Origin of the sequence: Actinopolyspora mortivallis, assembly GCF_003001495.1 — a bacterium.
Taxonomy (GTDB): Bacteria; Actinomycetota; Actinomycetes; order Mycobacteriales; family Pseudonocardiaceae; genus Actinopolyspora; species Actinopolyspora mortivallis_A.
In genome coordinates this window covers 24297-50526 of sequence record NZ_PVSR01000004.1, presented here as the reverse complement: position 1 = coordinate 50526, position 26230 = coordinate 24297, and the positions used below count along the sequence as shown (strand labels likewise).

Annotated in this window: 26 protein-coding genes; 8 read left to right on the top strand and 18 right to left on the bottom strand. The window is 68.3% G+C overall.

What is annotated here, in order from left to right; translation table 11 throughout:
• Positions 1-61 precede the first annotated feature (61 nt).
• Positions 62-2251: a putative bifunctional diguanylate cyclase/phosphodiesterase gene (locus tag CEP50_RS05200; RefSeq protein WP_258174849.1), complete on the top strand. Its 2190-nt coding sequence runs from the start codon at positions 62-64 to the stop codon at positions 2249-2251.
• Here the strand turns inward: CEP50_RS05200 and meaB are convergent.
• Genes meaB through CEP50_RS05185 form a run of 3 tightly spaced genes read right to left on the bottom strand, consistent with a single transcriptional unit; the run spans position 2228 to position 7402 of the window.
• Positions 2228-3214, bottom strand: a complete 987-nt coding sequence (meaB, locus tag CEP50_RS05195) for a methylmalonyl Co-A mutase-associated GTPase MeaB (RefSeq protein ID WP_106112782.1) — start codon at positions 3212-3214, stop codon at positions 2228-2230. The two genes, CEP50_RS05200 and meaB, sit on opposite strands and share 24 nt — an antisense overlap.
• 37 nt (positions 3215-3251) lie before the next feature.
• Positions 3252-5486, bottom strand: a complete 2235-nt coding sequence (gene scpA / locus CEP50_RS05190; protein ID WP_106112903.1) for a methylmalonyl-CoA mutase — start codon at positions 5484-5486, stop codon at positions 3252-3254.
• Positions 5483-7402: a methylmalonyl-CoA mutase family protein gene (locus CEP50_RS05185; RefSeq protein ID WP_106112781.1), complete on the bottom strand. Its 1920-nt coding sequence runs from the start codon at positions 7400-7402 to the stop codon at positions 5483-5485. Before CEP50_RS05185 ends, scpA begins: the two co-directional genes overlap by 4 nt.
• A gap of 398 nt (positions 7403-7800) precedes the next feature.
• Here CEP50_RS05185 and CEP50_RS05180 point away from each other — a divergent pair, with 398 nt between their 5' ends.
• Positions 7801-8046: a hypothetical protein gene (locus CEP50_RS05180; RefSeq protein WP_106112780.1), complete on the top strand. Its 246-nt coding sequence runs from the start codon at positions 7801-7803 to the stop codon at positions 8044-8046.
• Between the two features lie 54 nt (positions 8047-8100).
• Here CEP50_RS05180 and CEP50_RS05175 read toward each other — a convergent pair whose 3' ends face one another.
• Positions 8101-9309, bottom strand: a complete 1209-nt coding sequence (locus CEP50_RS05175; protein ID WP_106112779.1) for a glycosyltransferase — start codon at positions 9307-9309, stop codon at positions 8101-8103.
• A 178-nt stretch (positions 9310-9487) separates the two neighbouring features.
• Here CEP50_RS05175 and CEP50_RS05170 point away from each other — a divergent pair, with 178 nt between their 5' ends.
• Positions 9488-9820 carry a YnfA family protein gene (locus CEP50_RS05170; RefSeq protein ID WP_106112902.1) on the top strand — a complete coding sequence of 111 codons (333 nt, stop codon included), beginning with the start codon at positions 9488-9490 and terminating at the stop codon, positions 9818-9820.
• A 143-nt stretch (positions 9821-9963) separates the two neighbouring features.
• Here CEP50_RS05170 and CEP50_RS05165 read toward each other — a convergent pair whose 3' ends face one another.
• The 7 genes from CEP50_RS05165 to CEP50_RS05135 all read right to left on the bottom strand — a co-directional run bounded on the left by CEP50_RS05165 (position 9964) and on the right by CEP50_RS05135 (position 14342).
• Positions 9964-10641 carry a lytic polysaccharide monooxygenase auxiliary activity family 9 protein gene (locus CEP50_RS05165; RefSeq protein ID WP_106112778.1) on the bottom strand — a complete coding sequence of 226 codons (678 nt, stop codon included), beginning with the start codon at positions 10639-10641 and terminating at the stop codon, positions 9964-9966.
• Between the two features lie 227 nt (positions 10642-10868).
• On the bottom strand, positions 10869-11456 hold the full coding sequence (locus tag CEP50_RS05160) for a DUF3558 family protein (RefSeq protein ID WP_106112777.1): 588 nt from the start codon (positions 11454-11456) through the stop codon (positions 10869-10871).
• Positions 11457-11490: 34 nt separating this feature from the next.
• On the bottom strand, positions 11491-12072 hold the full coding sequence (locus tag CEP50_RS05155) for a DUF3558 family protein (RefSeq protein ID WP_146134745.1): 582 nt from the start codon (positions 12070-12072) through the stop codon (positions 11491-11493).
• An 18-nt stretch (positions 12073-12090) separates the two neighbouring features.
• Entirely contained in the window at positions 12091-12675 is a 585-nt protein-coding gene (locus CEP50_RS05150) for a DUF3558 domain-containing protein (RefSeq protein ID WP_106112776.1), read from the bottom strand.
• A gap of 2 nt (positions 12676-12677) precedes the next feature.
• Entirely contained in the window at positions 12678-13085 is a 408-nt protein-coding gene (locus tag CEP50_RS05145; protein ID WP_106112775.1) for a hypothetical protein, read from the bottom strand.
• A 129-nt stretch (positions 13086-13214) separates the two neighbouring features.
• A complete protein-coding gene (locus CEP50_RS05140) occupies positions 13215-13442 on the bottom strand; it encodes a DUF397 domain-containing protein (RefSeq protein ID WP_106112774.1) in 228 nt (75 codons plus the stop codon).
• A 15-nt stretch (positions 13443-13457) separates the two neighbouring features.
• Positions 13458-14342: a helix-turn-helix domain-containing protein gene (locus CEP50_RS05135; protein WP_106112773.1), complete on the bottom strand. Its 885-nt coding sequence runs from the start codon at positions 14340-14342 to the stop codon at positions 13458-13460.
• A gap of 147 nt (positions 14343-14489) precedes the next feature.
• Between CEP50_RS05135 and CEP50_RS05130 the strand changes: the two genes are divergently transcribed.
• Positions 14490-14828: a hypothetical protein gene (locus tag CEP50_RS05130; RefSeq protein ID WP_146134744.1), complete on the top strand. Its 339-nt coding sequence runs from the start codon at positions 14490-14492 to the stop codon at positions 14826-14828.
• Positions 14818-15060, top strand: a complete 243-nt coding sequence (locus tag CEP50_RS05125; protein WP_146134743.1) for a hypothetical protein — start codon at positions 14818-14820, stop codon at positions 15058-15060. The genes CEP50_RS05130 and CEP50_RS05125 overlap by 11 nt, the downstream gene beginning before the upstream one ends.
• A 125-nt stretch (positions 15061-15185) precedes the next feature.
• Here the strand turns inward: CEP50_RS05125 and CEP50_RS05120 are convergent, their stop codons facing one another.
• Positions 15186-16511, bottom strand: coding sequence for a hypothetical protein (locus tag CEP50_RS05120; protein WP_106112900.1), 1326 nt, complete (start codon positions 16509-16511; stop codon positions 15186-15188).
• Positions 16512-16676: 165 nt separating this feature from the next.
• Positions 16677-17522: an ESX secretion-associated protein EspG gene (locus tag CEP50_RS05115; protein WP_106112770.1), complete on the bottom strand. Its 846-nt coding sequence runs from the start codon at positions 17520-17522 to the stop codon at positions 16677-16679.
• A 143-nt stretch (positions 17523-17665) separates the two neighbouring features.
• On the opposite strand from CEP50_RS05115, the gene CEP50_RS05110 reads away from it, so the two are divergent.
• Both CEP50_RS05110 and CEP50_RS05105 read left to right on the top strand, forming a co-directional pair.
• Complete coding sequence (locus CEP50_RS05110) at positions 17666-20185, top strand: DEAD/DEAH box helicase (RefSeq protein ID WP_106112769.1); 2520 nt, start codon at positions 17666-17668, stop codon at positions 20183-20185.
• A 155-nt stretch (positions 20186-20340) separates the two neighbouring features.
• The gene (locus CEP50_RS05105) at positions 20341-20760 is read left to right on the top strand and encodes an organic hydroperoxide resistance protein (protein WP_106112768.1); all 420 of its coding nucleotides are present in this window, start codon (positions 20341-20343) and stop codon (positions 20758-20760) included.
• 49 nt (positions 20761-20809) lie between these two features.
• On the opposite strand, the gene CEP50_RS05100 is transcribed toward CEP50_RS05105, so the two are convergent.
• Positions 20810-21673: an SAM-dependent methyltransferase gene (locus CEP50_RS05100; protein WP_106112767.1), complete on the bottom strand. Its 864-nt coding sequence runs from the start codon at positions 21671-21673 to the stop codon at positions 20810-20812.
• 306 nt (positions 21674-21979) lie between these two features.
• Between CEP50_RS05100 and CEP50_RS05095 the strand changes: the two genes are divergently transcribed.
• On the top strand, positions 21980-22360 hold the full coding sequence (locus tag CEP50_RS05095) for an ArsR/SmtB family transcription factor (RefSeq protein ID WP_106112766.1): 381 nt from the start codon (positions 21980-21982) through the stop codon (positions 22358-22360).
• 71 nt (positions 22361-22431) lie between these two features.
• Here CEP50_RS05095 and CEP50_RS05090 read toward each other — a convergent pair whose 3' ends face one another.
• From CEP50_RS05090 to CEP50_RS05075, 4 genes are all read right to left on the bottom strand, one after another.
• Complete coding sequence (locus tag CEP50_RS05090; RefSeq protein ID WP_106112765.1) at positions 22432-23772, bottom strand: acetyl-CoA carboxylase biotin carboxylase subunit; 1341 nt, start codon at positions 23770-23772, stop codon at positions 22432-22434.
• Entirely contained in the window at positions 23769-24008 is a 240-nt protein-coding gene (locus CEP50_RS05085; RefSeq protein WP_019854613.1) for an acetyl-CoA carboxylase, read from the bottom strand. Before CEP50_RS05085 ends, CEP50_RS05090 begins: the two co-directional genes overlap by 4 nt.
• 170 nt (positions 24009-24178) lie before the next feature.
• Positions 24179-25156, bottom strand: coding sequence for a 5-oxoprolinase subunit C family protein (locus tag CEP50_RS05080; RefSeq protein WP_106112764.1), 978 nt, complete (start codon positions 25154-25156; stop codon positions 24179-24181).
• Complete coding sequence (locus tag CEP50_RS05075; RefSeq protein ID WP_106112763.1) at positions 25153-26055, bottom strand: 5-oxoprolinase subunit B family protein; 903 nt, start codon at positions 26053-26055, stop codon at positions 25153-25155. Before CEP50_RS05075 ends, CEP50_RS05080 begins: the two co-directional genes overlap by 4 nt.
• Between the last annotated feature and the right edge of the window lie 175 nt (positions 26056-26230).

Here is a 26230-nt window from a genome sequence, read left to right as displayed (position 1 = left end):
TGTGTGATCCGTGTGGTTCGTGTGGTGGTGAGTCCGGACGGAACACCGAGGGAGAGGTGGAATGAGTCGCGCTGGTTCCGGGAGCGGTGTTTCGGGGGAGGGGCTCGCGGAGACTCCGGAACTTCCCCGGTGGGGAAGTGCGTCCTGGTGCGCGGAGCTCGCGGCGCGCTGGGCCGGAGGGCTGGTCCGCACCTGCTACGTGCCGATGAGCCGTGGCGAGCTCGAGGAGCGCACGCACGCCTTGGTGGAGCGTTTGGTGGAGGCGCTCCGGGACCCGACCCTGGCCGAGCGGGCCGGTCGTTCGGTGGGCGAGCAGCTGGTCCGGTTGAACGCCACGGGCGAGGAGAGTCTCACCTGGACCCTGGAGTTGCTCTGCGACGCCCTGCTGCCGGAGCGCACCGAGGAGACCCGCGATGTCGTCGGGTTGCTGGCCGCCGTGGCGGCGGGATACACCGAGGCCCGCCAGGCCAGCACGCTCGACCAGCAGGAGACACTGCGCCGCGCCCTGTTGAGGACCAAACTGGATACCGATCGTCGGCTCCGGCTCAGCGAGGACCGGTTCCGGGAGATCTTCCGGAACACGCCCGTGGGGATGGGGATCTGTGACCTGGAGGGGACGTTCCTGGACGTCAACGACGCCCTGAAGGACACCCTCGGCTACTCCGAGGAGGAACTGCTGTCCCTGCGCCTGGACCAGTTGTTCCCCGCCGGGCAGACCGACGTCGTCTCGGGCGCCTACGCCGACCTGCTGCGGGGAGCCCGCAGCGGGCTGCGGGAGCGATGCGACCTGCGACGCGCCGACGGCGGCACCGCCTGGACCTACGTGGCGCTGTCGGGCCTGCGCGACGAGAACGGCGAGCCGGCCCGTTTCGTCGTGATGGTGGAGGACCTGCGGGAACTGAGCTATCTGCAGGAGCGGCTGCGGCACCAGACACTGCACGACAGCGTCACGGGACTGCCGAACCGGCAGCACTTCCGGTCCAGGCTGGAAACCGCGCTGGCCGGCTCGCCGGCCGAGGACCGCCTCACGTTGTACCAGTTACGCTTGGACGGTTTCGGTCTGATCAACGAGGGACTGGGCTACGAGACCGGTGACGCCATCGTCCGGGCGGTGGGCCACAGGCTCCAGCGGCTCGTCGAGGGGGAGGACGGCCTGGTGGCCCGCATCGGCGGCACCCAGTTCGCCGTGCTGGTGCGCCAGGGGCCGCACACTCCCGGCGTCGCCGAGTTCGCCGAACTGATCAACCGGGAGCTGGACGAGCCGATCTACATCGGGGAGAACGGGTTGGCTCCCACGGCCAGTATCGGAGTCATCCAGCGCGCGGTGGGTGACCGGGAGCCGGAGGACATGATGTGGGCGGCGGAGGTGGCGCTGCGCAACGCCGAACAGGCCGGCAAACGGCAGTGGGCGCTGTTCGACCCGGACCGGGCTCCGCTGGAGCGCTCGGACTCCAGGCTGGCCGCCACCATGCCCGGAGCCCTGGAACTCGGTGAGTTCGAGGTGCGCTATCGCCCCCTGGTCTCCCTGCCGGATGAGCGGATCACGGGAGTGGAGGCGCGGTTGAGCTGGCAGCCCCCGGACCACGACGAACTCGGCCACGAGGAGTGTCTGCGCCTGGCCGAGCGCTCCGGCATCACGTTGTCACTGCGGAACTGGATGCTGGAGACCGCGTGGAGACAGCTGGAACAGTGGCACGAGCGGGGACTGCGCCCGCAACTGGTGGTGGGTCTCAGTCCCAACCAGTCCAGGGACCCGGACCTGGTCGGCACGGTCCGCAGGACCGTGGGCTCCGGAACGCTCGCGGCGGACCGGCTGCGGCTGTGCGTGTCCATGGGCGCCTTGATGCGCAGCGGAGGTGAGGCCAGGGACAACCTGGACACCCTCGCCGCCACGGGGGTGCGGACAGCCGCCCACGAGTTCCGTGCCTCCCCGGCGGAACTGCGTTTCCTGCGGGAGCATCCCACCCAGGCGGTGCTGTTGTCGCCGGAGCTCGTGCGGCTGGTCGACGACGACGCCGAGGAGGAGTCCCCCGAGTTCAGGGCACTGTGCGGCACGATCCCGTTGGTGCGGGAGCAGGGGATTCCGGTGGCCGTGCCGGAGGTGCGCACCGCGCGGCAGGCCCGCTGGTGGTACGAGGCGGGCTGCGAGATCGCGGCCGGGGAGTACTACGGCGTCCCGCTGGACGCCGGGGCGATGGGGGAACTGCTCGCCCTGCGGGTGTGCGGGTCAGCGGGAGCGGAACGCCCTTAACATGCGTTCCGCGGCGATGCCCGCGGTGAGCTCGCCGTCGAGAACCCGGCGTTCGACCTCGGCGCGCACCCTGCCCACCTCGGGATCGCGCACCAACTCGTCGACGAGCTGGTCCCGCACCAGTTCCCAGGTCCACTCCAGCCGCTGGTTCCGGCGTTTCTCCGCCAGCTCCCCGGCCTCCTCCAGCGCGGCCCGGTGCTCGGTGACCTGGCGCCACAGCTCCTCCAGCCCGGTCCCGGTGAGACCGCTGCAGGTGAGCACCCGGGGTTTCCAGGAGGCGTTCGGCGGGGTGAGCAGCCGGAGCGCCCCCCGCAGTTCCCGCGCCGTCTCGCGGGCCTCTCCCTGGTGTTCGCCGTCGGCCTTGTTCACCGCGACCAGGTCGGCCAGTTCCAGCACGCCCTTCTTGATGCCCTGCAACTGGTCACCGGTTCGTGCCAGCGTCAGCAGCAGGAAGCAGTCCACCATGCCGGCCACGGCGGTCTCGGACTGGCCGACCCCGACGGTTTCCACCAGCACCACGTCGAACCCGGCGGCCTCCATGAGCACGATGGTCTCCCTGGTGGCCCGGGCCACCCCGCCGAGGGTCCCCGCCGTGGGGGAGGGGCGGATGAAGGCGTTCGACTCGGTGGCCAGCGAGCCCATGCGGGTCTTGTCGCCGAGGATGCTGCCGCCGCTGCGGTGGGAGGAGGGGTCCACCGCCAGCACCCCCACCCGGTGCCCCTCGGCGACGAGACGGGTGCCGAGCGCCTCGATGAACGTGGACTTGCCGACCCCGGGCACACCGGTGACTCCGAGGCGGTGGGAGCCACCGGAGTGCGGAAGCAGCCGGGTGAGCAGGGACTGGGCCTTCTCCCTGTGGTCGGGCCGGGTGGACTCGACGAGGGTGATGGCTCGGGCGAGGGCGGAGCGCGATCCGTCCAGCACTCCCGCTGCGTAGGTGTCGAGGTCGATGGTGCGCGGCATGGGTGGAAGCGTCCGTTTCGCTGCGGTGCCGAGTGGGTCAGTGCGCGCTCGGGTGGCCGAGTTCGGTGCGGAGGCGGTGCAGCAGGGTCCCGGCGGCCTCGGCGATGACGGTGCCGGGGCCGAACACCGCGGCGGCACCGGACTCGTGCAGCGCCGCGTGGTCCCCCGGAGGGATGACCCCGCCGACGACGATCACGATGTCCTCGCCGCCCTGCTCGTCCAGCGCCGCGCGCAGCGCGGGAACCAGGGTCAGGTGTCCCGCCGCCAGGGAGGAGACCCCGACGATGTGCACGTCGGACTCCACCGCCTGCCGGGCGACCTCCTCGGGGGTCTGGAACAGCGGGCCCACGTCGACGTCGAAGCCGAGGTCGGCGAAGGCGGTGGCGATGACCTTCTGCCCCCGGTCGTGTCCGTCCTGGCCCATCTTGGCCACCAGGATCCGCGGCCTGCGCCCCTCGTCGGCGGTGAACTCCTCCACCAGCTCGCGGGTGCGTTCGATGCCCGCGTTCGCGCCCGCCTCCTCGCTGTACACCCCGGAGATGGTACGGATCTGGCCGGAGTGCCTGCCGAAGGCGGCCTCCAGGGCGTCGGAGATCTCGCCGACGGTGGCGTGGGCGCGGGCGGCGTCCACGGCCAGGGTGAGCAGGTTGTGTTCCAGGTCGTCGGGCCGGTTGCCGTCCACGGTGGCCTGGGCGGCCGCGGTGAGTCGGCGCAGCGCCTCGGCACAGCGCTGCCCGTCACGTTCTTCGCGCAGCCTGCGCAGCTTGTCGAGCTGTTCGTTCCGGACGGCGCTGTTGTCCACCTTGCGCACCTCGAAGGAGCCGTCCTCGGCCTCGTCCGGTGCGTGGCGGTTGACCCCGATCACCGGTTGCCGACCGGAGTCGATGCGTGCCTGGGTGCGGGCGGCGGCCTCCTCGATGCGCATCTTCGGGATGCCGGCGTCGATGGCGGCGGCCATGCCGCCGGCCCGCTCGATCTCGTCCAGGTGGGCCTGCGCCCGCTCGGCCAGGTCCTGGGTGAGGCGTTCCACGTAGTGACTGCCTCCCCACGGGTCGATGACCCGGGTGGTCCCGGACTCCTGCTGGAGCAGCAGCTGGGTGTTGCGGGCGATGCGGGCCGAGAAGTCGGTCGGCAGCGCCAGGGCCTCGTCGAGGGCGTTGGTGTGCAGCGACTGGGTGTGGCCCTGGGTGGCGGCCATGGCCTCCACGCAGGTGCGGACCACGTTGTTGAACGCGTCCTGGGCGGTCAGCGACCACCCCGAGGTCTGCGAGTGGGTGCGCAGCGACAGCGACTTGGGGTCGGTGGCCCCGAACTCCGAGACGAGTCTCGCCCACAGCAGCCGGGCCGCGCGCAGCTTGGCCACCTCCATGCCGAAGTGCATCCCGATCCCCCAGAAGAACGACAACCGGGGGGCGAACGCGTCGATGTCCAGACCGGCGTTCAACCCGGCCCGGATGTAGTCCAGCCCGTCGGCGAGGGTGTAGGCCAGCTCCAGGTCGGCGGTGGCTCCGGCCTCCTGGATGTGGTAGCCGGAGATCGAGATCGAGTTGAACTTCGGCATCCGCGCCGAGGTGTAGGCGAAGATGTCGGAGATGATCCGCATCGACGGCTGCGGCGGGTAGATGTAGGTGTTGCGGACCATGAACTCCTTGAGGATGTCGTTCTGGATCGTGCCCGCCAGTTTCTCCGGCGGCACGCCCTGCTCCTCGGCGGCGACGATGAACAGCGCCAGCACCGGCAGCACCGCCCCGTTCATGGTCATCGACACGCTCATGCGGTCCAACGGGATCCCGTCGAACAGCTGACGCATGTCCAGGATCGAGTCGATGGCCACCCCGGCCATCCCCACGTCACCGGCCACCCGGGGGTGGTCGGAGTCGTACCCCCGGTGGGTGGCCAGGTCGAAGGCCACCGACAGGCCCTTCTGGCCGGCGGCCAGGTTCCGCCGGTAGAACGCGTTGGACTCGGCCGCGGTGGAGAAGCCCGCGTACTGCCGCACCGTCCACGGCTGGTTGACGTACATTGTGGAGTACGGCCCCCGCAGGTACGGGGCGATTCCCGGGTAACTGTGCGGGAAGCGCAGTCCGGCGGTGTCCTCGGCGGTGTAGAGCGGCCGGACGTCGATGCCCTCCGGGGTGTGCCAACCGAGCTCCTCCGGGGCGGTGCCCGCGGTCTCGCGCACCCGCTCGCGCCAGCGCCGGGGGCTCTCCTCGGCCTGCGGCTCGTCCAGTTCGATGTCGGTGAAGTCGGGGATGCTGTCGTGGCTGGTCATGATGTGGCCCTCGGAGCGTCGGTGGTGCTGGCCCACTGCTGGTGGATCTCGGTCAGGAGCCGGGGCACGTCGCTGCGGCTGTGCACGAACCCGTCCACCCCGGCGGGGGGCTCCTCCCGCGGAGGACCGGCCAGCAGCACGAGCCGTGCCCCGGCCTGTCTCAGGGCGGTCGCGGTGGCCTCGGCGCGCTCGGCGTAGAGCTCCTCGCTCGAACACAGCACGACCAGGTCCGTGCCGGATGCGGTGAACTCGGCGGTGACGTCGTCGGCCGTCTCGGTCTCGCCCGCCTCGCGCGTCTCCACACCGCCGGTGGCGAGCAGGTTGCGGGTGAACGAGGCGCGGGCGGTGTGGGTGGCCAGCGGCCCGAGGGTGGCCAGGAAGACGCGGGGACGGCCCTCGGGGAGCTCGGCCATCCGCTCGGCCTCGTCGCGCAGTTTTTCGTAGTCGTCCGCGTAGCGCCTGCGCGGCAGTCCCCCGGTCTCCGGTTCGGGGGGACGAGGGCGGCGGCGTAGGGGCCGTTCGTCGGGGTCGGGGTACTCGCTGACCCCGGTGAGCTGGTCGGTGCGGTGGGCGAGCGCCTCCCGACGCCGTTGCCAGGTGGTCTCCAGCCGTTCGGCGACCCTGCCCGAGCGCAGGGCGGCGGACAGCCCTCCGGCCGCTTCGAGTTCCCGGAACCAGTTCCAGGCGGTGTGGGCGAGTTCGTCGGTCAGCGACTCCACGTAGTACGAGCCCCCCGCCGGGTCGATGACCTGTCCCAGGTGGGCCTCGTCGAGCAGCAGCGCCTGGGTGTTGCGGGCGATGCGGCGGGAGAAGGAGTCGGGCAGCCCCAGCGGTGTGTCGAACGGTTGCACGGTGATCGCCGCCGCCCCGCCGACCGCCGCGGCGAAGGCGGCGACGGTGGAACGCAGCATGTTCACCCAGGGGTCGTAGCGGGTGAGCATCGCCCCGGAGGTCACCGCGTGCTGGTGCTGTCCCCGGGCGTGCTCGGGCGTGCCGCAGGCCCGGAGCACGCGGTCCCAGAGGCGCCGGGCCGCGCGGAGTTTGGCGACGGTGGCGAACTGGTCCACTGTGGCCGCCAACCGGAACTCCAGCAGTCCCGCCGCCGTGGCGGCGGGGACGCCGGACTCGGTGAGCAGGCGGAGGTACTCGACTCCGGCCGCCACGACACAGCCGAGTTCCTCGGCGTCCGAGCCTCCCGCGTCGTGGTAGGCCAGTCCGTCCACGCTGATCGCGTGCATCCCCGGCAGGTGGGTGCGGCAGCGCCGGGCGAGCTCCACGGCCGGTGCGGGGTCGTGCTCCTCGCCGGTGCGGGCGTGCAGCCCGAGGGGGTCCGCTCCGAGGTTGCCCCGCAGCGCCTCACCGGCCACGTCCCGTTCGGTCGCCAGCCGCAGCAGTTCCTCGGCGGCCTCCGTGTAGTGCTCCCCGGGCTGGAGGACGAGTCCGGCCAGGTCGAGACGCATCCCGTGCAGGGCGTCCCCGAGTCCCCGGACGGGGACTCCCGCCGATCCGGTGCGCAGCCACACCGAGTCCGCGCCGCCCTCCAGGTCGGCGAGTATCTCGCGGTTGGTGGTGTCGGTGTCCGGGTCGTCGTGGTACTGCCGGACCTCCCAGCCCCGGTCGACGGCACCCGTGGCCCTGCTGTGCCGGGTGAACGGGGCCAGCCCGGGAAGTCCGGGGGAGGGGTGCGGGTCCCGGTGGGTGTACAGCGGACGGACCGTGATCCCGTCGTGGGTCTCGGTCTCCAGCAGTCGTTCCGGCTGCTCGGGGGCGGAGGCGTCCCGCGCCAGCAGTCCGGTTCTGCGCAGCACCTGGTCGACCTGTTTCCGCCACTGCTCGTGGGTGGGTGGTTCGAACCCCGCCATCAGGTCGAGCCGGTCTCCGTGCTCGCTCGACGTTGAGCGCTCCGACGCCGTCATGGGAGCCGATGGTAGGCCGGTGTCCGACGTCACGTGACCGGCATCGGGTGTGACGCGTGTCCCAAATCTGTTAGAGCTCGTTAACGGGGGCTGTTTCCGGTGCCTGTGCCCGGGAGTTCGCCCGAGGTCGTGCCTCGCTCGTGGGTGGTCGCGGAACCGTTCCTTTCGGGGGTTTCCGGGTTCTCCGGCCGCCGTGTCGTGGGGAGAGCGGCGGGTGTCGTGCGGTTTCCCGCCCTGGTGTGCCCCGGAGAATTCTCGTGTTAGCTCCGCTGAAATTTCATTTAGTTTTTTTCACTTGTGCTAATATTGATGGTGGAGCATCCTCGACAGTGACCAAGAAGGACGGGCCCGTGGAACGGGATTCTTTTTCCGCGGGTGTCACGAGGAGGGAGTCGACGATGACGAACAGGATTCTCGGTGACGAAGGGTGCTCGGGCGAGACGACAACGGCGCTGTTGGACGGTGCCGAGCCTCTTGCTCCGGACACAGTGGAACACGGGGCAACGCCGACGAACCCCGAACTCCACGAGTGCGGGTCCGTCTCCGAGACGGTGCCGAGCGGGGAGAAGTCCTCGGCCGGAACCCCGACGTGGCGTTCCTGGTTCTCCGAGATCGGGCGCTGGCGTGCCGACGTGCTCAAGTGACTCGACTGCGTTGCCGAACCACCGGCCGCGGACCGTCACGGCCGGTACGGGTGGTCACCCGTGTCCGCCCGGTTCCTCCAGTTCACGCACGATCTCACCGAACGGTGGCAGCGCCAGGAACCGGCGCGCCATGGCTCGGGCGCGGTGCCGGTAGGAGGGACTGTTCAGCACCGTCTCCACGGTCTCGCGCAGCGTCGTGTGGGTGAGCTCCTCGAGGTCGAGTTGTTCCCCGACTCCCAGTTGCGCCACACGTTCGGCGTTGGCGGGTTGCTCGGCGAACATGGGAAGCACCGCCATGGGGACGCCGCTGCTGAGCGCCTCCCGGACTCCGCTGAAGCCGCCGTGGGTGATGAAGACCTCGCAGGAGGGCAGCAGGAGCTGCTGCTGGACGAAGGAGGTCAGGTGCACGTTGTCCGGACGCGCTCCGTTCCAGCTCTCCGGCGGGATGTTCCTGCCGAGGGCGACCACTCCGGTGACGGGGAGTTCGCCGAGCACGTCCACGATGGTGTGCAGCGGGGTGCGTTCGGCGCTGTCGTGGATCCGGGCGGCGTTGGACCCCAGCGTGGCCAGCACCAGGGGGCGGTCGGCGGGCAGGGCGGCGAGCTCGGGATCGAGGCGGTGCTCCGCCGGTGGGGGCGCGTTGTGGTGGCGTGCGTTCTCCAGCCGCAGCCGTGGGGGGTAGAAGCTCTCGGGAGCCATCCCGATCCGTCCACCGTGGAAGGGGTGCAGCGGATCGCTCACGGGGGGCAGGTCGAACCTGTCCCGCTGCTCGTTGAGGTTGGTGAGCACCGGGGTCTCGTCGAAGGGGGCCAGTGGCCCGATGTCCAGGGCGAGATGCCGGACGCCGAGGTACTCGGCCGCGTAGTAGCTCGCGTAGTCGGTGGACTCGCGCACGAGCAGGTCGGGAGCGAAGGACTTCAGGGACTCGATGGTTCCCTCCGCGTTGTCCCCCGCCACGGGACCGGCGAACATCGTGGCGAAGAAGTCCGCGCCGGCGCGGAAGGTGCGTCGCCCGAAGTCGTCCATGACGGAGGGATCCAGCCCGAGCCGTTCGACCAGGTCGGGACGTTGGAGAATCTCCGGGGCGGCGATGATGTCGCTGGGGACCAGCGGGGTCAGGCCGAACCGGCGGACCTCCTCCGACAGGTCCTCCGAGGTGAGTACCACCACCTCGTGTCCCGCTTCGGCCGTCAGCCGCGCGAGCGGAAGCAGGGCCGGAACCAGGTGCGAGTAGATGGGTTGGCTGCCGAAGGCGATGCGCAAGACCGCTCCCGAAGACGTCGCAGAATCGTGATCGAACTCCTCGTGATCGACACTACGCAGCGGGGTTCTCACCGTCAGTGAGATCGTTGCCACAGTACGCTTTCGTGTGGGGTTCCGGGGCGTGGCCGGGCTCGTGAGACGTCGGAGGCGGTGGGAGGTGGCGGCTAGCGTGGAGGGCGTGCTCGTCGCTGTTTCCGTGGCGCTGTTCGTGCTGGCCGCCCTCTGCGAGATAGGCGGTGCGTGGTTGGTGTGGCAGGGGGTGCGGGAGCGCCGTGGCTGGTGGTGGGTCGGGGCGGGAGTGGCCGCGCTCGGCGCCTACGGGTTCGTGGCGACCCTGCAACCCGAGGCCCACTTCGGACGGATTCTGGCCGCCTACGGTGGTGTGTTCGTGGCCGGGTCGTTGGTCTGGGGGATGGTGGTGGACGGTTACCGCCCCGACCGCTACGACGTGCTCGGGGCGTTGGTCTGCCTGCTCGGGGTGGCTGTGATCATGTACGCGCCCCGGGCGTGAAGGCGAAGAAGAGGGCCTCGCTCCTTCGTCGGGGGCGGCACGGAGGGGAGCTCTCCGCTGTGGGGGAGCGCGAACGCGTCGGTGCCCGGGAGTTCCCGGACACCGACGCGGGGTGTGGGCCGACAGTCCTCGGGGTCGTTGTGTCAGTTCCCGGTGAACGTCACGTCACTGCAGAAGTAGTAGGACTGGTCCATGTGCGCGGCCTGCCAGATCGTGTAGACGATGTGGCGTCCGGTGCGGTCTCCCGCGTCGACGTCGATCGTCGTGGTCGTGGCGGGCGGCCGTTCGCCGACCTCGGTGACCAGCTCCAGGTCGTCCCAGCCGAGCTGCTGGGTGGTGGGGTCGAAGCCCTGCTCGGTGATGTAGACCTTGTAGTAGTCCGCGCCGTGTTTGGCCTGGTCGGTCACGGTCACGGAGAACTGGTTGTCCCTGGTGACGGCCTTCCACGGGCCGACCTCGTCGAGCGCGGCGTAGCGGTCCCTTCCGGCGCTGCATAACTGTCCGTCCGGGACGGCCCCCTTGTGGTCGCCGTTGACGCCGTTGAGGTACAGCCCGTTCCAGTTCCACATCGCGTTCGGGTTGTCCTGCCACGCCTGCCAGCACATCGGGTCCTCGTCGGCCATCTCGGGGGACTGGAAGTCGTCGGCCCACCGGTCCCAGCAGCCGTAGTTGCGCGAGGGCGGGTTGGTGGCGGAGCCGTGGGCGCTGGCCTCCTCGGGCTGGGTCAGCTGAGCCCCGGCGAACGTCGCGGCGACAGCGGCGGACAGGGCCACCGTCCGGGTCAGGAATCCGGGGCGTCGACGAGCGGAACGCTGGAACATGTCTCCTCCTCTGACAGAGAACGGGATGTGGGAGCGCTCCCAGAAGAGACCGTACCGGCCTCACCGAAAGATGTGAACCCTCTCACAGTCGTGTTCGTTGTCCGTCGGAGCTCGACAGTGGACCCCGCAAGTGTGCTCACCGGACGCCACGGCCGAGGAGCGGTGGGGTGCCGGTGGCTCCGTGCCGTCCGCTCAGGGGTGGACCCGCGAGGCGCGAGGTGTCGGGGTCACTGTGCAGGCGGGAGGTTGTCCAGGACCATGCCCGCGATTTTGTCCGACATGGCGCACGGGTCCGAGTACTCGGGATTTCCCCGCCCCTCGGTTCCGACGGTGAAGGATACGTAGAAGCTGTTTTTTCTTGTTACTCCTACCGAGGTGGAGCAGCGAAGGTCTGTTTTTCCTATGCCATAGACAGCCGGGTAGTCTTCTATCCTATGCGTGGGCTTGCCGTCTTCGGTGTTGGTGAATGCCGTGTACTCGAGTCCTTGGCTTTGCTGCGTGTTAGGGGCGATGCTGATTGTCATTTGCTGGTTGCGCCATTTGCATTGTTGTTCTCCCCACGCCGATTTTCCGTTTGGTTGTGGTGGTCCGGCGTTGAGGGTGGTGGTTTGTTGTTGGGTGAGGAGGTGGCAGGGGTTGGTGATGGCGGCGAGGTTGAGGGGTTGTGGGATGGCGAAGGGGTCTTCGCTGCTGCTGGTGGTGGTGTGGGTGGTGTCTGGGTTGGTGTCGGCCGGGGTGCTGGTGGCGCAGCCTGCCAGCGCGGCGGTGGTGCAGGCTGCGGCGAGCAGGATTCGGGTGAGGCGGTGGTGGGGCATGGTGATATTTCGTTGCTTTTCCTGATGGGACTGATTAGGGAGAGGGTATGTTTTCCAGCATCATTTTTGCGATTTTATCTGACATGTCGCAAGGTTTCTGGTATTGAGGATTTTCTCTTCCATCTGTATTTACGGTGAATGAAGCTGAAACTACGTCAGTTTTGGAAGTTCCGACGAAGGTGGCACAGCTCAGCTCTCCTGGAAAAGAGTGGACGGCCGGGTATCCTTCTATGTAGTGTGTTGGTTTCCCGTCTTCTGTGTTTGTGAAAGCTGCGTATTTTATTCCTTCTTTTTGTTTTGTGTCTGGTGCGCTTCTTATGTTAAATTTTTCGTTGTTCCATTCGCATGTTTTTTGTCCCCATGCTGATTTATTCCCTGGTTGTGGTGGTCCGGCGTTGAGGGTGGTGGTTTGTTGTTGGGTGAGGAGGTGGCAGGGGTTGGTGATGGCGGCGAGGTTGAGGGGTTGTGGGATGGCGAAGGGGTCTTCGCTGCTGCTGGTGGTGGTGTGGGTGGTGTCTGGGTTGGTGTCGGCCGGGGTGCTGGTGGCGCAGCCTGCCAGCGCGGCGGTGCAGGCTGCGGCGAGCAGGATTCGGGTGAGGCGGTGGTGGTGTGTCACGGTGAGAGGAGTGTGGGGTCAGGCGGGTGGGAGGTTGTCCAGGACCATGCCCGCGATTTTGTCCGACATGGCGCACGGGTCCGAGTACTCGGGATTGTCCCGACCCTTTGTGCCGACATTGAAGTGTAAGGTAAACATATCTTTGTTTGAGGTCCCCACGCTTACACTGCATCGGAGGTCAGTTTTTCCTCCGTGTATAGCTGGATACCCTCGTATTTCGGTATCAGGTTCGCTGTTTTCATCCCCGTATATTCGGGCTGTAGAGCGCAGTCCGTGTCCTTGTTTCGTGTCTGGCGATATGCTGATGCTATACTTGTCGTTGCGCCATTCGCACTTTTTTTGCCCCCAGGGTGATTTTCCGGATGGATTTGGCTTTCCTGCTCCCAGGGCTTCGATTTGGTCTGAGTTTAAAAGTTTACATGGATCGGATATGGCGCCCAATTTAACTGGTTTTTCGGGGGAGAATGGGTCATTTTTTTGATGATTATTATTTTCCCTGTTAGAGGGAGTGATTGGTGTGTCGTTACTGTCAGCGTTGCAACCTGCCAGTGCTGCGGCGCAGGCTGCGGCGAGCAGGATTTGGGTGAGGCGGTGGTGGGGCATGGTCAGATCACCTGGTTGGCTTGATCGATGCGTTCGGTGTCGTTGATGGCCTGCTCTACTGCAGATTTAAAGTCGTCAATCCATTTGATCATATCTGCCGAAGTGTCGAACAAGCTATTTTCTCCGCCTTGTGCTCTTTTGTTTATTTCTCTGAAAGTTTCAATTGTAACATCATCCCCGAAAGGGGAGACAGTACTTGCGAGATCATAGGCAATATTTTGGGCTTCTTCATATTTGGTTCGTACCCTCTCCAGTCCTGCCAGGAGTTTGGGGAGCATGTCGGGCTGGACTTCGAAGGTTTGTTGTCCGTCGACGGTGCCGGCGGTGATCAGTGCTGCTCCGGTGACGGGGTTGAACGGTGTCATGATCATGCCGAGTCGCAGCATTTCGTCGGGGGTCATCTGGGCCATGTGTGCTCCTTTCTGGTGGTCTGGGTTCTCGGTCGGTGATCGTGGCACATCGGTTTGGTGTGTGTGGGCCGGTTGGGTGGGTTCGTGTTGTGATGTCGGTGACGTGGGGTGGGCGGTGGTTCCGTGGGGTTATCGGTCTTGGTGGTCGTAGTGTCCGGTGCGCAGTGCGGTGAGGAAGGTCGTCCACGTGTGGGAGGGGAGTGTCAGTGTCCCGTCGTGGGGGGACTTGGAGTCCCGTACGGCGGTGATGCCGGGGCCGAAGGCGACCTCGACGCAGTTGCCCCCGCCGGGACCACCACTTCCTGACCGGCTGCTCTTGCGCCACGCGGTTGTCGGACCGAAAAGTTGACTGGTCATCGTGCTCACCTCGGATCAGGAGTACCCCTGTAGGGCTTGCTCGATCAAAGCTATCGAATCAGCCTGGGAGCAGGAACGTTCTGTGAGGATCCCGAACTTGAACGTACAGTCTCTTACGGATGAGCGGTCCTCGATGTAGACCCCGCCGCCGTGTCCTTCGGCATAACCGAAATCCGGTATGGGGTCGGGCAGTGTCAGGAGTGAGAACGGCCCGTCGAGTGCGGGGGTGGCTCCCGCCGTTTTGGGCAGGATCTGGATGGTCACGTGATCCCGGGTTGCCTCGTCGAGCAGGTGGCGAAGTTGCGTGCGCATGACTCTGGAACCACCCACGGGGCGTTCCAGGACGGCTTCGTCCAGAATGACGTGGTACTGCAACGGCTGCTCCCTGTTGAGGATGCGCTGTCGGCCCAAACGAGCCGCGACCCGTCGTTCGACGATCTCCTCGGACAGCCCCGGAGCGGCGCCGTTGACGAGGGCCCGGACGAAGTCAGCTGTTTGCAGAAGTCCGGGAAAGACCATCGTCTCGAACTGGCGCAGCGCGATCAGCGAGCTCTCCACGCTGAGGAAGGAGTGGAAGTCCTCGGGGAGGTCCTTGCGCAGAGCGAGCCAGTATCCACGTTCGTGGGCGGTACCGGCGAGTTCGACCACCCAGTTGCGAAGTGGAACATCCTCCACCTCGTACAGGTCGAGCAGTTGCTCGACCTCTCGGACGCGTACTCCCTGCTCCCGCGTTTCTATGCGCGAGAGCTTGGATGAGGACCATCTGCCGGAATTCTGCTTGAGCCTTGCGACAGCTTGGTCGATGGTCAGCCCCGCCTGTTCGCGCAGCTGCCGAAGCGTCTCCGTGAGCTGCCATCGCCGTACCGTGGCGTTGACGACCTCACCGTTGTCCTGTCCCATCCTTCACCTCCCAGAGTGAGGATCTTCCTTGTCGTAGTCATCACATCGAGTGGTTAATGTGGGATCCCACTATTTTTTCTGCAATCCCACATGCATGCTGTGTGTTGCGCGGGGTGTCTGCGTGTGTGCACAGTGCGGGAGGTTGTGATGCTAGTGGGTTCGCAGGGCGGTGGAGTGTCCTCCTCGGAGGGGGGTTCGGGACCGTGGGACGGCGCGGAGTTGTGCGCTGGTGCGGTGGTTCCGGAGGGTTCGGTCGAGAGGGTTCCTCGGTTGTTCGCTCTGGTGGAACGCGAGGGTGAGTGCGGGCGGCGGTTGTTCGCCTGGGGTGTGGAGATCGGTGCGCACGCCAGTGTGTTCTGGCCCGACGGGCGGGTGGTGGCGCACTGTGACTCGGGTGTGGGTGCTCGGGAGATGTTCGCCCTGATCCGGGACGTGGTGCTGGTCTGGGTCGCACACCCTGTCGACGGGCACTGTGGTGAGTGCTGAGGCCGCCGGGCAGCGCCGCGGCGGTGGGCGGCTCGTGGAGGGCTACTGGGCGGGGATGGCCCATCACGGGCACGTGGTGCCGGTGGGTGCGCGTCCGGACTCCCGTGGCCGGATCGCCGCGCTGTGCGGGGTGCTGGCGCTGCCGGGAGAGATCACCGGCGTCGACCGGCGGCCGGTGTGTGGCTGGTGTGCCGAGCAGGTCCGCACCGGCCGCGTGCGGCCGACCACATAACCACAACCGGCCAGCCCCCGGAACGCCGGAGCGGCCCGTCCGGCCGGGTGCTCGCGGGCCACCACGAACACCCGGCCACGGTCACCCGAGGAGGAGACACCGTCTCCTCCCGACCGCCCGTCTGCTCAGCGGCGCTGCTCGTCGGAGGAGTCGCGGGGCGGTTCGAGGTCCCCGCCGATCACCGCCGGGGCGGTGCGGGGGATGCCCAGGTCCTCCCACGCCTCGTCGGTGGGCAGCACGTACTTGGTCTCGTGCTCGGCGTCCTCCTCGCCGTTTCGGCCCGCCCCGCGACCGGCACCGGCCGGTCCCATCGCGGACCCTCCGCGAGCGGCGGAGGCACCTCCCGCCGCACCCGAGGACGTCCCACCGGAACCGAACGAACCGACCCCGGCGCGGCCACCCGGACCGAGCGTTCCCCGGCCGGACCCCGTTCCGGACCCGGCGCCGTAACCACCCCGGGGTCCGGAGCCGCCGCGCACACCGGACCCGGAGCCCGCGCGTCCCCCGGTCCCCGGTCCGCCACGGCCTCCCCCGGATCCGTCCGGGCCGCCGACGACGCCGACACCGCCGCCGGAGCCACCTCCGGGCCCGCCCCCGGATCCCGGTGCCGGTGTCGGAGTCGGAGCAGGGCCCCCGGTGGAGGGAGGAGGAGTCCACGCCGAACCGCTGCCCGCGGCGGGCGGCACGGAACTCCCGGCGGAACCGGTTCCGGAGCCGACACCTCCGGTTCCGGAACCCCCGGCCCCGGCGGCGGAACCGAAACCGTCCGAGGTGCGGTAGGTGCCGCCCGAACCGACACCGGAGCCACCCCCGGACCCGCCGCCGCTCATGCTCGGGTCGATCCTGCCCACCGGGTTCGCCTCCGCCGCGCGGACGTCCCCGGAGAACGAGGGCACCGGGGAGAACCGCTGGATACCGCTGACCCGGTCGTTGCTGGCCTGGGTGTAGCTCTCGTACTGGCGCCGGGCCTCGGCCTCGACCTCGTCACGCTGCTGCTCGTGGGCCGCGTGCACCCCGGACTTGAGCGCGTAGGAGGTCGGGCTCAGGTAGTCGGACCAGCCGATGTTCGCCGAGGGGACGTCGTAGGGCTTGGGGAAGCTGTTCTTGAAGTCGGCGGAACCCTGGGCCTGTCCTTCCACAACGGAGCCTACTTGCTTAGATACCTGGATTGATTCGTCGGTGGCTTTCTTTAGAGGTTCAACGCTCTTGCGCATCCGGTCACCGGCGGCGCCCCGCATGGCCACCTGGGAGTCCTTCAGCACCGCCTCCAGCTCGGAGTGCGCCTCCTCGAAGGCCTTGCTGACCCGCTGCTGCCACTCTCCGGCAGCTTGGGAAGCTGGTGAGATTCCAGGACCATTTTGTACTTCGTCGTAGATCTTCCTGTGGTCGAACGCGGCCCGAGCGTTGCCCCCCTGCTCGTTCGAGCCGAAGAACCACCCGAAAAGACCCATCCGTGCCCCCTCCGTTCGGTACACGTGCTCGCACATCTCCGTGATCGGGGGAGAATCCTCGCACACACGCCGGCGGCCGTGGTCCACAATGACCGAAAAAGGACCGTGCTCCGCACGGGCCCGGCCCCGTGCGTCCCCAAGGGGCGGGCCCGCGCGGCGGTGCGCTCACTCGTCCCCGAGGTCCTCGTGCAGCTCCCGCACGAGCCGGTCCGTGGTGTCGGCGACCGTGGCCAGGTCGGCGGGGCCGACCGTGGTGTTGGAGCCGTCCGGCGGCTGGCGCACGATCGCCACCCGGCCGGAGGGCGCGTGGTGCAGGTTGATCGCCCTGGGGCCGATGTGCAGCGCACCGCGCGTGTCCCGTGCCGCCACCGCGATCTGCATCGTCGTGCGGTCGACCATCCGGTTGTACTCGCCCAGGTCCCTGGCCCGCTCGGCGGGAACACCGCGCTCGCGGAGCGCCTGCGCCATGCGCAGGTGGTGCTCCCCGGGGCCGTCGGTGGCCTCGGCGACCTCGGCCAGCAGGGAACTCGGCACCGTCACCGGCCTGCCCTCGGCGGGTTCCGCCGACGGCAGGTACGCCGCCAGCGCCTTCCACGCGTCGGCCGCGCGGACCTCGTCGATGACCACCTCGTCCCGACACATCCAGATCCGGAAGGCCAGCCCCTGCTGCACCGCGACCACCACGCGCACCTCGTCGGCGTCGGGATCGCCGATCTGGAGGAAACCGCAGGAGGAGCCGTGCACCAGGGCGGTGACGAACTCGTAGGGCTGGTCGGCCAGTTGGCCGTCCTCCTCGATCCACCCGCGCCGCCGGATACCGCGCTCCGCCTCGGCCAGCACGGCATCCGGGTCCGCCGGTTCCTCCAGGCCACTGTTGCGCGAGGTCACGAAGGAGGGAACCACGAACTTCCTGCGGCCGAGCACCCCGCGCACCAGCCCGGCCTCGTGACGTTGCCTCTCGTGGCGCACCACCGCGCCGAACTCCCAGTAACTGCACCGAACCGTGGTCATCGTCCGTTCCGTCGTCCCCGTGCGTTCTCGACGCGCACGAGCCTATCGCCCCGAGGGCGGGAAGGAGGCCGATCATCGGCCGAACGGGTGTGGGTGACCCCACGTGCCCACCACGGAAGCTGAACAGGGAAGATGGAGACGAGATGACGCTTATCGACCTGCTTCCCCCGGCTCCGTACACGGACGCGGACACCCTGTTCGAGAGTTTCAGGCTCTGGACCGGTGAACAGGGCTACGAGCTCTACTCGGCGCAGGAAGAGGCGCTGATGGAGGTGGTGTCCGGATCCAACGTGATCGTCAGCACCCCCACGGGCTCGGGAAAGAGTCTGATCGCGGTGGGGGCGCACTTCGCGGCCCTGGCGACGAAGCAACGCAGCTTCTACACCGCGCCCATCAAGGCGCTGGTGTCCGAGAAGTTCTTCTCGCTCGTCGACACCTTCGGCGCGGACAACGTGGGGATGCTGACCGGCGACAGCAGCGTCAACCCGGACGCCCCGATCATCTGCTGCACCGCCGAGATCCTGGCCAACATCGCGCTGCGTGACGGCGACCGCGCCGAGGTCGGCCAGGTGATCATGGACGAGTTCCACTTCTACTCCGAGCCGCAGCGCGGCTGGGCGTGGCAGGTTCCGCTGCTGGAACTGCCCCAGGCCCAGTTCGTGCTGATGTCGGCCACCCTCGGCGACGTCACCGGTTTCCGGGACGACCTCACCCGCCGCACCGGCCGGGAGACCGCCGTGGTCAGCTCCGCCGAGCGCCCGGTTCCGCTGACCTTCCGCTACGCGATGACCCCGCTGCACGAGACCATCGAGGAGCTGCTGGGCGGCCACCAGGCCCCCATCTACGTGGTCTACTTCAACCAGGCCTCGGCCGTGGAGCAGGCCCAGGCGCTGGTGAGCATGAACGTGGCCAGCAGGGCCGAGCGCGACGCCATCGCCGCCAAGCTCGACGGGTTCCGGTTCACGGCCGGTTTCGGCAAGACCCTCTCCCGACTGATCCGCCACGGGATCGGCGTGCACCACGCCGGGATGCTGCCGCGGTACCGGCGGCTGGTCGAGCAGCTCGCCCAGGCGGGGCTGCTCAAGGTCATCTGCGGCACCGACACCCTCGGCGTGGGCATCAACGTCCCCATCCGCACCGTGCTGCTGACAGGGCTGACCAAGTTCGACGGCACCCGCACCCGCCACCTCAAGGCCAGGGAGTTCCACCAGGTGGCGGGCCGGGCCGGACGCGCGGGCTACGACACCGACGGCTACGTGGTGGTGCAGGCACCCGAACACGTCATCGAGAACGAGCGGGCCCTGGCCAAGGCGGGTGACGACCCCAAGAAACGCCGCAAGGTGTCCAAGAAGAAACCTCCCGACGGGTTCGTCTCCTGGAGCGAGAAGACCTTCAACAAGCTGGTCGAGGCCGAACCCGAGCCGTTGACCTCCAGTTTCACCGTCACCCACGCCATGCTGCTCAACGTGATCAGCAGGCCGGGGGACACCTACGCGGCGATGCGCCGGCTGCTCACCGACAACCACGAGAGCCGTCCGGCCCAGCGCAAGCACATGCTGCGTGCCATCGCGATCTACCGCGCCCTGTTGGCGGCCGGCGTGGTCGAACAGCTGGAGGAGCCCGACGAGCAGGGCAGGCTCGTCCGGCTGACCATGGACCTGCAGTTCGACTTCGCGCTCAACCAGCCGCTGTCGCCGTTCGCGTTGGCCGCCATCGAACTGCTCGACCCGGCCTCGCCGAGCTACGCGCTCGACGTGCTCTCCGTCATCGAGTCCACCCTCGACGACCCCCGCCAGGTGCTGAGCGCCCAGCAGGCCAAGGAGCGCGGCGAGGCCATCGCCCGGATGAAGGCCGAGGGCATCGAGTACGAGCAGCGGATGGAGATGATCGAGGAGATCACCCATCCCCAACCGCTGGCCGAGATGCTGGAGGCCGCCTACGAGACCTACCGGCAGGGGCACCCCTGGGTCTCCGAGCACGAGGTGTCGCCGAAGTCGGTGGCCCGGGACATGTACGAGCGGGCGATGAACTTCGTCGAGTTCGTCAACCACTACGGGTTGGCCCGCTCGGAGGGCCTCGTGCTGCGGTACCTGGCCGACGTGTACAAGGCGCTGCGGCACACCGTGCCCGACGACGCCAAGAGCGAGGAACTCGGCGACATCATCGAATGGCTCGGTGAGCTGGTGCGCCAGGTGGACTCCAGCCTGCTCGACGAGTGGGAGCGGCTGCGTAACCCGGCCGCGCAGGCCGGCGCGGAGGAACCCGCCGATGAGGGGCCGGGACGACTCACCGAGAACAGGCGGGCCTTCCGGGTGCAGGTGCGCAACGCCCTGTTCCGACGGGTCGAGCTGGCCGCGCGGGAGCGCTACGAGGAACTGGGCGAACTCGACGCGGAGGGCGGGTTCACCGCCGAGGACTGGCGGGCCGCCATGGACGACTACTTCGCCGAGTACGACGAGCTCGGTACCGGAGCCGACGCGCGGGGGCCGGCGCTGTTCATGGTCACCGAGGAGTCCGACCGCTGGTTGGTGCGGCAGATCTTCGACGACCCCGAGGGTGACCACGACTGGGGCATCAGCGCCGAGGTGGACCTGCCCGCCTCCGACGAGGCCGGGGTGGCCGTGGTTCGGGTGACCTCGGTGGGCCGGATCGAGCAGTACTGATCGGCCCTGTCCCGTCGTCTCCTCCGGGGAGGCGGCGGGACGGGGATCCTCGCTTCGCCGGTTCCGGGTGCCCCTACCCAAAAAGATTGTGCAAAACTTAGTTTTAGGCTACTATATTGGAGAAAGTGAAAGTTGAGGGAAGAAGGAGTCACACCATGACGACCTCCTACACGGCCGAGGCCACCGCCACCGGGGCGGGACGGAACGGGCACACCAGGTCCTCCGACGGGGTGCTGGACCTCGGTCTGTCCGTTCCCCGCGAACTCGGCGGAGCGGGCGGTGAGGGCACCAACCCCGAACAACTGTTCGCCGCCGGCTACGCGGCCTGCTTCCACAGCGCCCTGCAGCTGGTGGCCCGACGCGAGAAGGTCAGCGTCGAGGGTTCCGCGGTCACCGCCCGCGTGGGCATCGGGGCAGACGGTTCGGGCGGGTACGGCCTGTCCGTGACGTTGCTGGTCGAGATCCCGGGAACGGACCGCGAGCGGGCTCTCGAACTGGTCCGCGCCGCCGACGGCGTGTGCCCCTACTCCAACGCCGTGCGGGGCAATGTCGACGTCGAACTGGACGTCTCCTGACCTGCTCCCGCCGGGTTTCACCACCCCGGGGCGAGGGACGACCGGGTGGTCACTCGGGCAGCTCGGCGCACAGCATCGCCGTGTTCCCCGTGAGCGGGGCCAAGGTCTCCTCGGAGGGGAGCCTCCTGTCGTAGGAGGCGGCGATGCGGGGAAGATCCCGTCGGCTCGTTCGCCAACCGAGCTCGCCCAACAACCCGGCCGGGTCGGGCTTGTCCTCGGGAGCGAACAGCGCGGTGAGGTCCACGCCCCACTCGGTGGTGGGCAGTTTCGGCACCACGTCGCCCGTCAGGTCGATCCGCCGAAGCTGCTCGACCGCCACGCGGCTGCCCGGAGCGGACAGGGAGTGGACCGTCTCCAGCAGGCGGCGTTCGGCCCTCGCGGGCAGATAGGGGAGCAGTCCCTCGGCGAGCCAGGCCGTGGGGACCGTCCTGTCGAAGCCGGCCCGTTCGAGTTCGCCGGACCACTCCTCGCGCAGGTCCACGCCGACCGTGCGCCGCTCGCAGGCGGGTCGCCGCCCCGAGAGCACCGAGTCCTTGAACTCCAGCACCCGGGGGCGGTCGATCTCGAACAGTCGGAACCCCTCCGGCCAGCTCAGGCGAAAGGCCCGTGTGTCGAGTCCGCTGGCGAGCACCACGGCCTGGCGTACACCCGCCGAGCAGGCACGATCGAACCAGTCGTCGAGACACCGCGTGCGCACGGCCATGTGGTCGGCCAGGTGCGCCATCACCGGGTCCGCCTCGGAAGGATCGGTGGTCAGGGGGGTTCCGGTTCCCGCCGCACGCACCAGCTCGGCGGCGTAGGGGTCGTCGATCAGCCGGTGCGGTCTGCCGCTCTCGACGGCCCGGCCCGCCGCGACCACCAGGGCGGTGAATCCCACTCCCGTCGCGATGTCCCAGTCCGAGTGCGTGGTCATCGGATTCCTCCCCACCGAACACGACCCATTCCATTAGTGACCTTAACTAAGAACAAGGGTGGAGCAATCGACTGTGACCGAACTCCCCAGACAGGTCCCGGAGAGGAGACGGACGATGAACAAGGGTGGAGCAATCGACTGTGACCGAACTCCCCAGACAGGTCCCGGAGAGGAGACGGACGATCCCGGCGAAACCGTCCCCGTGGGCCCGGCCACGACGTGCCGGACGTCACGGAAGCGGTCGTGGGCACGGAAGGCGCAGCGCTGCGCGCTTCGCTGGTCGGCTGCTCGGATAGACTGCCCGCCATGGGTCACGGACTCGGTGAAGCGACCGCGCCGGCCGCACGCCTGGACCACGAGTCGGCCGTTTCCGTCGCCGAAACGCTCCAGGCGCTGGCCACTCCCTCCCGTCTGCTGATCCTCAGCGAGCTGCGCAGGGGAGCCCGTTCGGTCACCCAGCTGGCCGAAGCCGTCGGGATGGGACAGTCCGCCGTCTCCCACCAACTGCGCGTGCTCCGCTCGCTGTGGCTGGTGAAGGGCAACCGCGCCGGCAGAGCCGTGGTGTACTCGCTCTACGACAACCACGTCGCCCAGTTCCTCGACGAGGCGGTACACCGCGTGGGTCACCTCCACCCGAGCGCCCTGGAACGCCAGCACCCCCTCCCGCACACCCGGCACGGTTCCTGACCGCTCCGCCGGTCCCCGCCAGGGAAGAACCCGGTGACGGCCCCATCACCCGCGGTGTGGGGTCGACCACCTCAGGACCTCTCCTCGAGCCAGGTGGTGTGCACCGGCCCCGCGAGCAGCTCCGGGTCCTCGACCAGCCTCCGGTGCAGCGGGATCGTGCTCGCCACCCCCTCGATGCGGAACTCCCGGAGCGCCTGCCCGGCACGGGCGTAGGCCTGGTTCCGGTCGGCTCCCCAACAGACCAGCTTCGCGATCAGCGAGTCGTAGAAGGGACTGATCCGGTCCCCCCGGGTGAGCGCGGTGTCCACCCGCACCCCCGGTCCTCCCGGCTGGTCGAAGGCGGTGATCTCGCCCGGTGTGGGGGTGAAGTCGTTGTCCGGATCCTCGGCGTTGATCCGCAGCTCCACGGCGGCCCCCCGGTGGGAGACCGACTCCTGGGACAGGGACAGCCGTTGCCCCTCGGCGACACGAAGCTGCTCGGCCACCAGGTCCACACCGGTGATCGCCTCGGTGATCGGGTGCTCCACCTGGACCCGTGTGTTCATCTCGATGAAGTAGAACTCGCCGTCCGGGGCGACGAGGAACTCGACCGTGCCCGCGTTGCGGTAACCCACGTGGTTGCCCAACAGCCTGGCCGCCTCGCCCAGTTCCCGCCTGGTGCTCTCGGGCAGTTCCGGGGCGGGAGCCTCCTCCAACAGCTTCTGTCTGCGCCGCTGCACCGAGCAGTCCCGCTCGAACAGGTGCACCATTCCGCCGTGCTCGTCGGCCAGCAGCTGCACCTCGACGTGCCTGGCCCCGGGCAACGCGCGTTCCAGGTAGGCGGTCCCGTCCCCGAACGCCGACTGGGCCTCGGCGCAGGCCCCGGCGAAGACCTCCTCCAGCTGGGCCCTGTCCCGCACCGGACGGATCCCGCGTCCGCCCCCTCCGGCGGCCGCCTTCACCAGGATCGGATACCCGATCTCCTCGGCCACCCGCAGCGCGTCCGCCGTGTCGGCGACCGGCCTGCTGCCGGGGACCACCGGAACCCCGGCGGCGGTGGCGGCCGTGCGCGCGCTCGCCTTGTCCCCCATCAGCTCGATCACCTCGGGCGGAGGTCCGACGAAGGTGAAACCGGCGGCCGTGACGGCGCGGGCGAAGGCGGCGTTCTCGGACAGGAAACCGTAACCCGGATGAACCGCGTCCACCTCGGAATACTTGGCCGCCTCGAGGATCGCGTCGGTGTTGAGGTAGGACTTGGCGGCGGGCGAGCCACCGATGTGGACGGCCTCGTCGGCCAGCTCCACCCAGCGGGCGTTCTTGTCCGCGTCCGAGTAGACCGCGACCGCCTCATGACCCGCCGCGTGGCAGGCCCGTACGACACGCACCGCGATCTCGCCGCGGTTGGCCACCAGGATTCTTCCGCGCCCGCTCATACCTCATCGACCTCGACAATGCCCTGTCCGGCCTCGACCTCGTCGCCGTCGTCGAGCAGGATCCTGCTGACGGTTCCCGAACGGTCCGCCTTGACCTCGTTGTAGGTTTTCATCACTTCGATCAGGGCGATCGTCTGTCCGGGCTCGACCTTCCCACCCACCTCCACGAAGGGAGCGTGGTCCGGCGTGGGACGTCGGTAGAACACACCGGGTAGCTGTGCGTTCATCGTGGACATGACAACCTCCTTCGACGAGTGGCCCTGGTGGGCCGTTGCACCCTGACCGCCGGGACTCCGGCGGGACCGAGGGAACCGCCAGTGGTCCCCCGACCCCACCGGTCGGAAAGACCCCTGCGCCCCTTCGGGACCGACCACGGAGCGGCACCCTCCGCGAGCCGGTCCCCGTTTCACCTGCCCAGGACCGCGCGGAGCTTGGACAGCCGCGTCTCGCGGTCCAGCCTGGCCTGCACGGCGGCGTCGACGTCCACGGGAGTGAACCGCACGTGACCACCGGTTCCGGTTTGCGCGACACGGTCGCGGTCGGCCGAGACGACGGTGCCCACCGTCGCGTAGCCGCCGCCGGTGACCGCGTCGTTGAGCAGGATGATCGGCTCGTTCCCACCGGGGATCTGCACCGACCCGATCGGGTAGCCGAGATCCACGACGTTGGCCGGGTCGCTGCCCGCTCCGAAGGGCTGCTCCCGTTCGACGAACTCGATCGTGCCGCCCCGCAGCCGATAGCCGATGCGGTCGGCGTCCTTGGTCACCTTCCACGTGGTGTCCAGGAAGGACTCCAGGGAACGCTCGGTGAGCCGGTAGGAGCACAGCCCGACCACGAGACGCAGCTGGACCACCTCCGGGAACTCGGGGAGGAACTCCTCGGGAACGGCGAGCCCGTCCCGTGGAGGAGCCTGGAGGCCCCCGAGGGGGAGACGGTCGCCCTCGGCCAGCGCCCTGCCCTCGAAGCCGCCTATTCCGGTGAGCTTGTAGGTGGAACGCGAGTTCAGGTACTCGGGAACGTCGATCCCCCCGCTGACCGCGACATAGGGGCGTGCCCCGGCACTGAGCGCGCCGAAGCCCAGCACGTCCCCGGGAGCCACCCGCAGACTCGTCCACTGGGGAACCGGATCGCCGTTGACGGTGACCCGGGCCCGCGCCCCGGTCACCGCGACCGTGCGCGGATCGGTGAACTCCAGCTCGGGGCCCAAGTAGGTCGCCTCCAGCACCGCGGCCGAGTCCGGGTTGCCCACGAGCATGTTCGCGGCCACGAAGGAGTAGCGGTCCATGGCGCCGGACGGCGGCATCCCGATCGCGTAGTACCCGTCCCGCCCCGCGTCCTGGACCGTGGTGTACAACCCTCCCGAACGGACTAGTACTTCGTTCATCGGTACAACTCCTCGAGCAGATCGTGGTTGACCGCGTCCGGATCCTTCAGGAACGCGGTGGGGGAGAACTCCACGTCGCGGATGCGGTAGCGGAAGGTGCCCGCCTCCACCTCCGACCGGAGCCGGTCGTACTCGTTCCGGTCGATGGGGCGGTAACGCAGAATGTCGCTGGGGCGCGGGAACGCGATGCGGTCGTGGAAGTCGGGCAGACTCCGGGAGTTGTCGAACACCGGGGCGGGGGCGATTCCGAACAGCTGGTACCCGCCCGCGCCGCGGACCGGGTAGACCACGGCGAAGGCCCCGCCGTATCCGAAGGCCCGTTCGGGAGTGTCGGTGCGCGGACGCACGTACTTGGGAACCTCGATCTGCCTGCTCCTCGGGACCATCTGGTAGCAGAAGGGCAGGCCGGGCACGAACCCGAGCATGGTCACGATGAAAGGGGCACTGCCGATCGCCTCGATCAGTTCCTCCACCTCGGAGAACCCGTTGATCCGGGCGGCGTACTCCAGGTCGGTGACGTTGGGGTCCTGGTGGTTCTCCCGGAAACGCAGCAGGGTCTCCCTGGTCCAGGGGTCGTCGAACAGCACCGGCACGTCCACGATCCTGGTGTTGATCACCAGGTCCTCGTCCAGGTCGCCCGCCGAGTGCTCCAGCCTGCGCAGTTCGGTGACCAGATCGTTCGGATGCAGTTTCTCCGGGTCGAGCCTGACCAGATAGGAGGCGTTGGACGGGCAGATGTCGACGATCCCCGCTATGTTCTCCTCGCGCAGAGCCCCGGTTATGGCCATGGCCTTGAAGTTGGCGTGCAGGCTCATTTCCCGGTCCAACTCGACGAAGACGAACTCGTCCCCGCCGAACTCGTAGCGGGCCTCTGGCAGTCGTACCTGTGTTTCCGCCATATCGACCTCCAGGGCTTGCTGCGATCTGTCCCGTGGTCACGAGCATGCACCGCACGGAGTGATGGTGCAGGACGTCCCGCTACGGAGTTCGCACGTTCGAGGGACAGAGTGAACGATCCCGCGTCGGGCGGCAACGTCCTTCTGCGTGACGTGTCAACATGAAGTAGAGTGTTTG

Excerpts from the sequence above, each read along its gene's own strand:
- CEP50_RS05200 (WP_258174849.1), top strand. The coding sequence starts at position 62 with ATGAGTCGCGCTGGTTCCGGGAGCGGTGTTTCGGGGGAGGGGCTCGCG.
- meaB (WP_106112782.1), bottom strand. The coding sequence starts at position 3,214 with ATGCCGCGCACCATCGACCTCGACACCTACGCAGCGGGAGTGCTGGAC.
- scpA (WP_106112903.1), bottom strand. The coding sequence starts at position 5,486 with ATGACCAGCCACGACAGCATCCCCGACTTCACCGACATCGAACTGGAC.
- CEP50_RS05185 (WP_106112781.1), bottom strand. The coding sequence starts at position 7,402 with ATGACGGCGTCGGAGCGCTCAACGTCGAGCGAGCACGGAGACCGGCTC.
- CEP50_RS05180 (WP_106112780.1), top strand. The coding sequence starts at position 7,801 with ATGACGAACAGGATTCTCGGTGACGAAGGGTGCTCGGGCGAGACGACA.
- CEP50_RS05165 (WP_106112778.1), bottom strand. The coding sequence starts at position 10,641 with ATGTTCCAGCGTTCCGCTCGTCGACGCCCCGGATTCCTGACCCGGACG.
- CEP50_RS05160 (WP_106112777.1), bottom strand. The coding sequence starts at position 11,456 with ATGCCCCACCACCGCCTCACCCGAATCCTGCTCGCCGCAGCCTGCACC.
- CEP50_RS05150 (WP_106112776.1), bottom strand. The coding sequence starts at position 12,675 with ATGCCCCACCACCGCCTCACCCAAATCCTGCTCGCCGCAGCCTGCGCC.
- CEP50_RS05145 (WP_106112775.1), bottom strand. The coding sequence starts at position 13,085 with ATGGCCCAGATGACCCCCGACGAAATGCTGCGACTCGGCATGATCATG.
- CEP50_RS05140 (WP_106112774.1), bottom strand. The coding sequence starts at position 13,442 with ATGACCAGTCAACTTTTCGGTCCGACAACCGCGTGGCGCAAGAGCAGC.
- CEP50_RS05135 (WP_106112773.1), bottom strand. The coding sequence starts at position 14,342 with ATGGGACAGGACAACGGTGAGGTCGTCAACGCCACGGTACGGCGATGG.
- CEP50_RS05130 (WP_146134744.1), top strand. The coding sequence starts at position 14,490 with ATGCTAGTGGGTTCGCAGGGCGGTGGAGTGTCCTCCTCGGAGGGGGGT.
- CEP50_RS05120 (WP_106112900.1), bottom strand. The coding sequence starts at position 16,511 with ATGGGTCTTTTCGGGTGGTTCTTCGGCTCGAACGAGCAGGGGGGCAAC.
- CEP50_RS05115 (WP_106112770.1), bottom strand. The coding sequence starts at position 17,522 with ATGACCACGGTTCGGTGCAGTTACTGGGAGTTCGGCGCGGTGGTGCGC.
- CEP50_RS05110 (WP_106112769.1), top strand. The coding sequence starts at position 17,666 with ATGACGCTTATCGACCTGCTTCCCCCGGCTCCGTACACGGACGCGGAC.
- CEP50_RS05105 (WP_106112768.1), top strand. The coding sequence starts at position 20,341 with ATGACGACCTCCTACACGGCCGAGGCCACCGCCACCGGGGCGGGACGG.
- CEP50_RS05100 (WP_106112767.1), bottom strand. The coding sequence starts at position 21,673 with ATGACCACGCACTCGGACTGGGACATCGCGACGGGAGTGGGATTCACC.
- CEP50_RS05095 (WP_106112766.1), top strand. The coding sequence starts at position 21,980 with ATGGGTCACGGACTCGGTGAAGCGACCGCGCCGGCCGCACGCCTGGAC.
- CEP50_RS05090 (WP_106112765.1), bottom strand. The coding sequence starts at position 23,772 with ATGAGCGGGCGCGGAAGAATCCTGGTGGCCAACCGCGGCGAGATCGCG.
- CEP50_RS05085 (WP_019854613.1), bottom strand. The coding sequence starts at position 24,008 with ATGTCCACGATGAACGCACAGCTACCCGGTGTGTTCTACCGACGTCCC.
- CEP50_RS05080 (WP_106112764.1), bottom strand. The coding sequence starts at position 25,156 with ATGAACGAAGTACTAGTCCGTTCGGGAGGGTTGTACACCACGGTCCAG.
- CEP50_RS05075 (WP_106112763.1), bottom strand. The coding sequence starts at position 26,055 with ATGGCGGAAACACAGGTACGACTGCCAGAGGCCCGCTACGAGTTCGGC.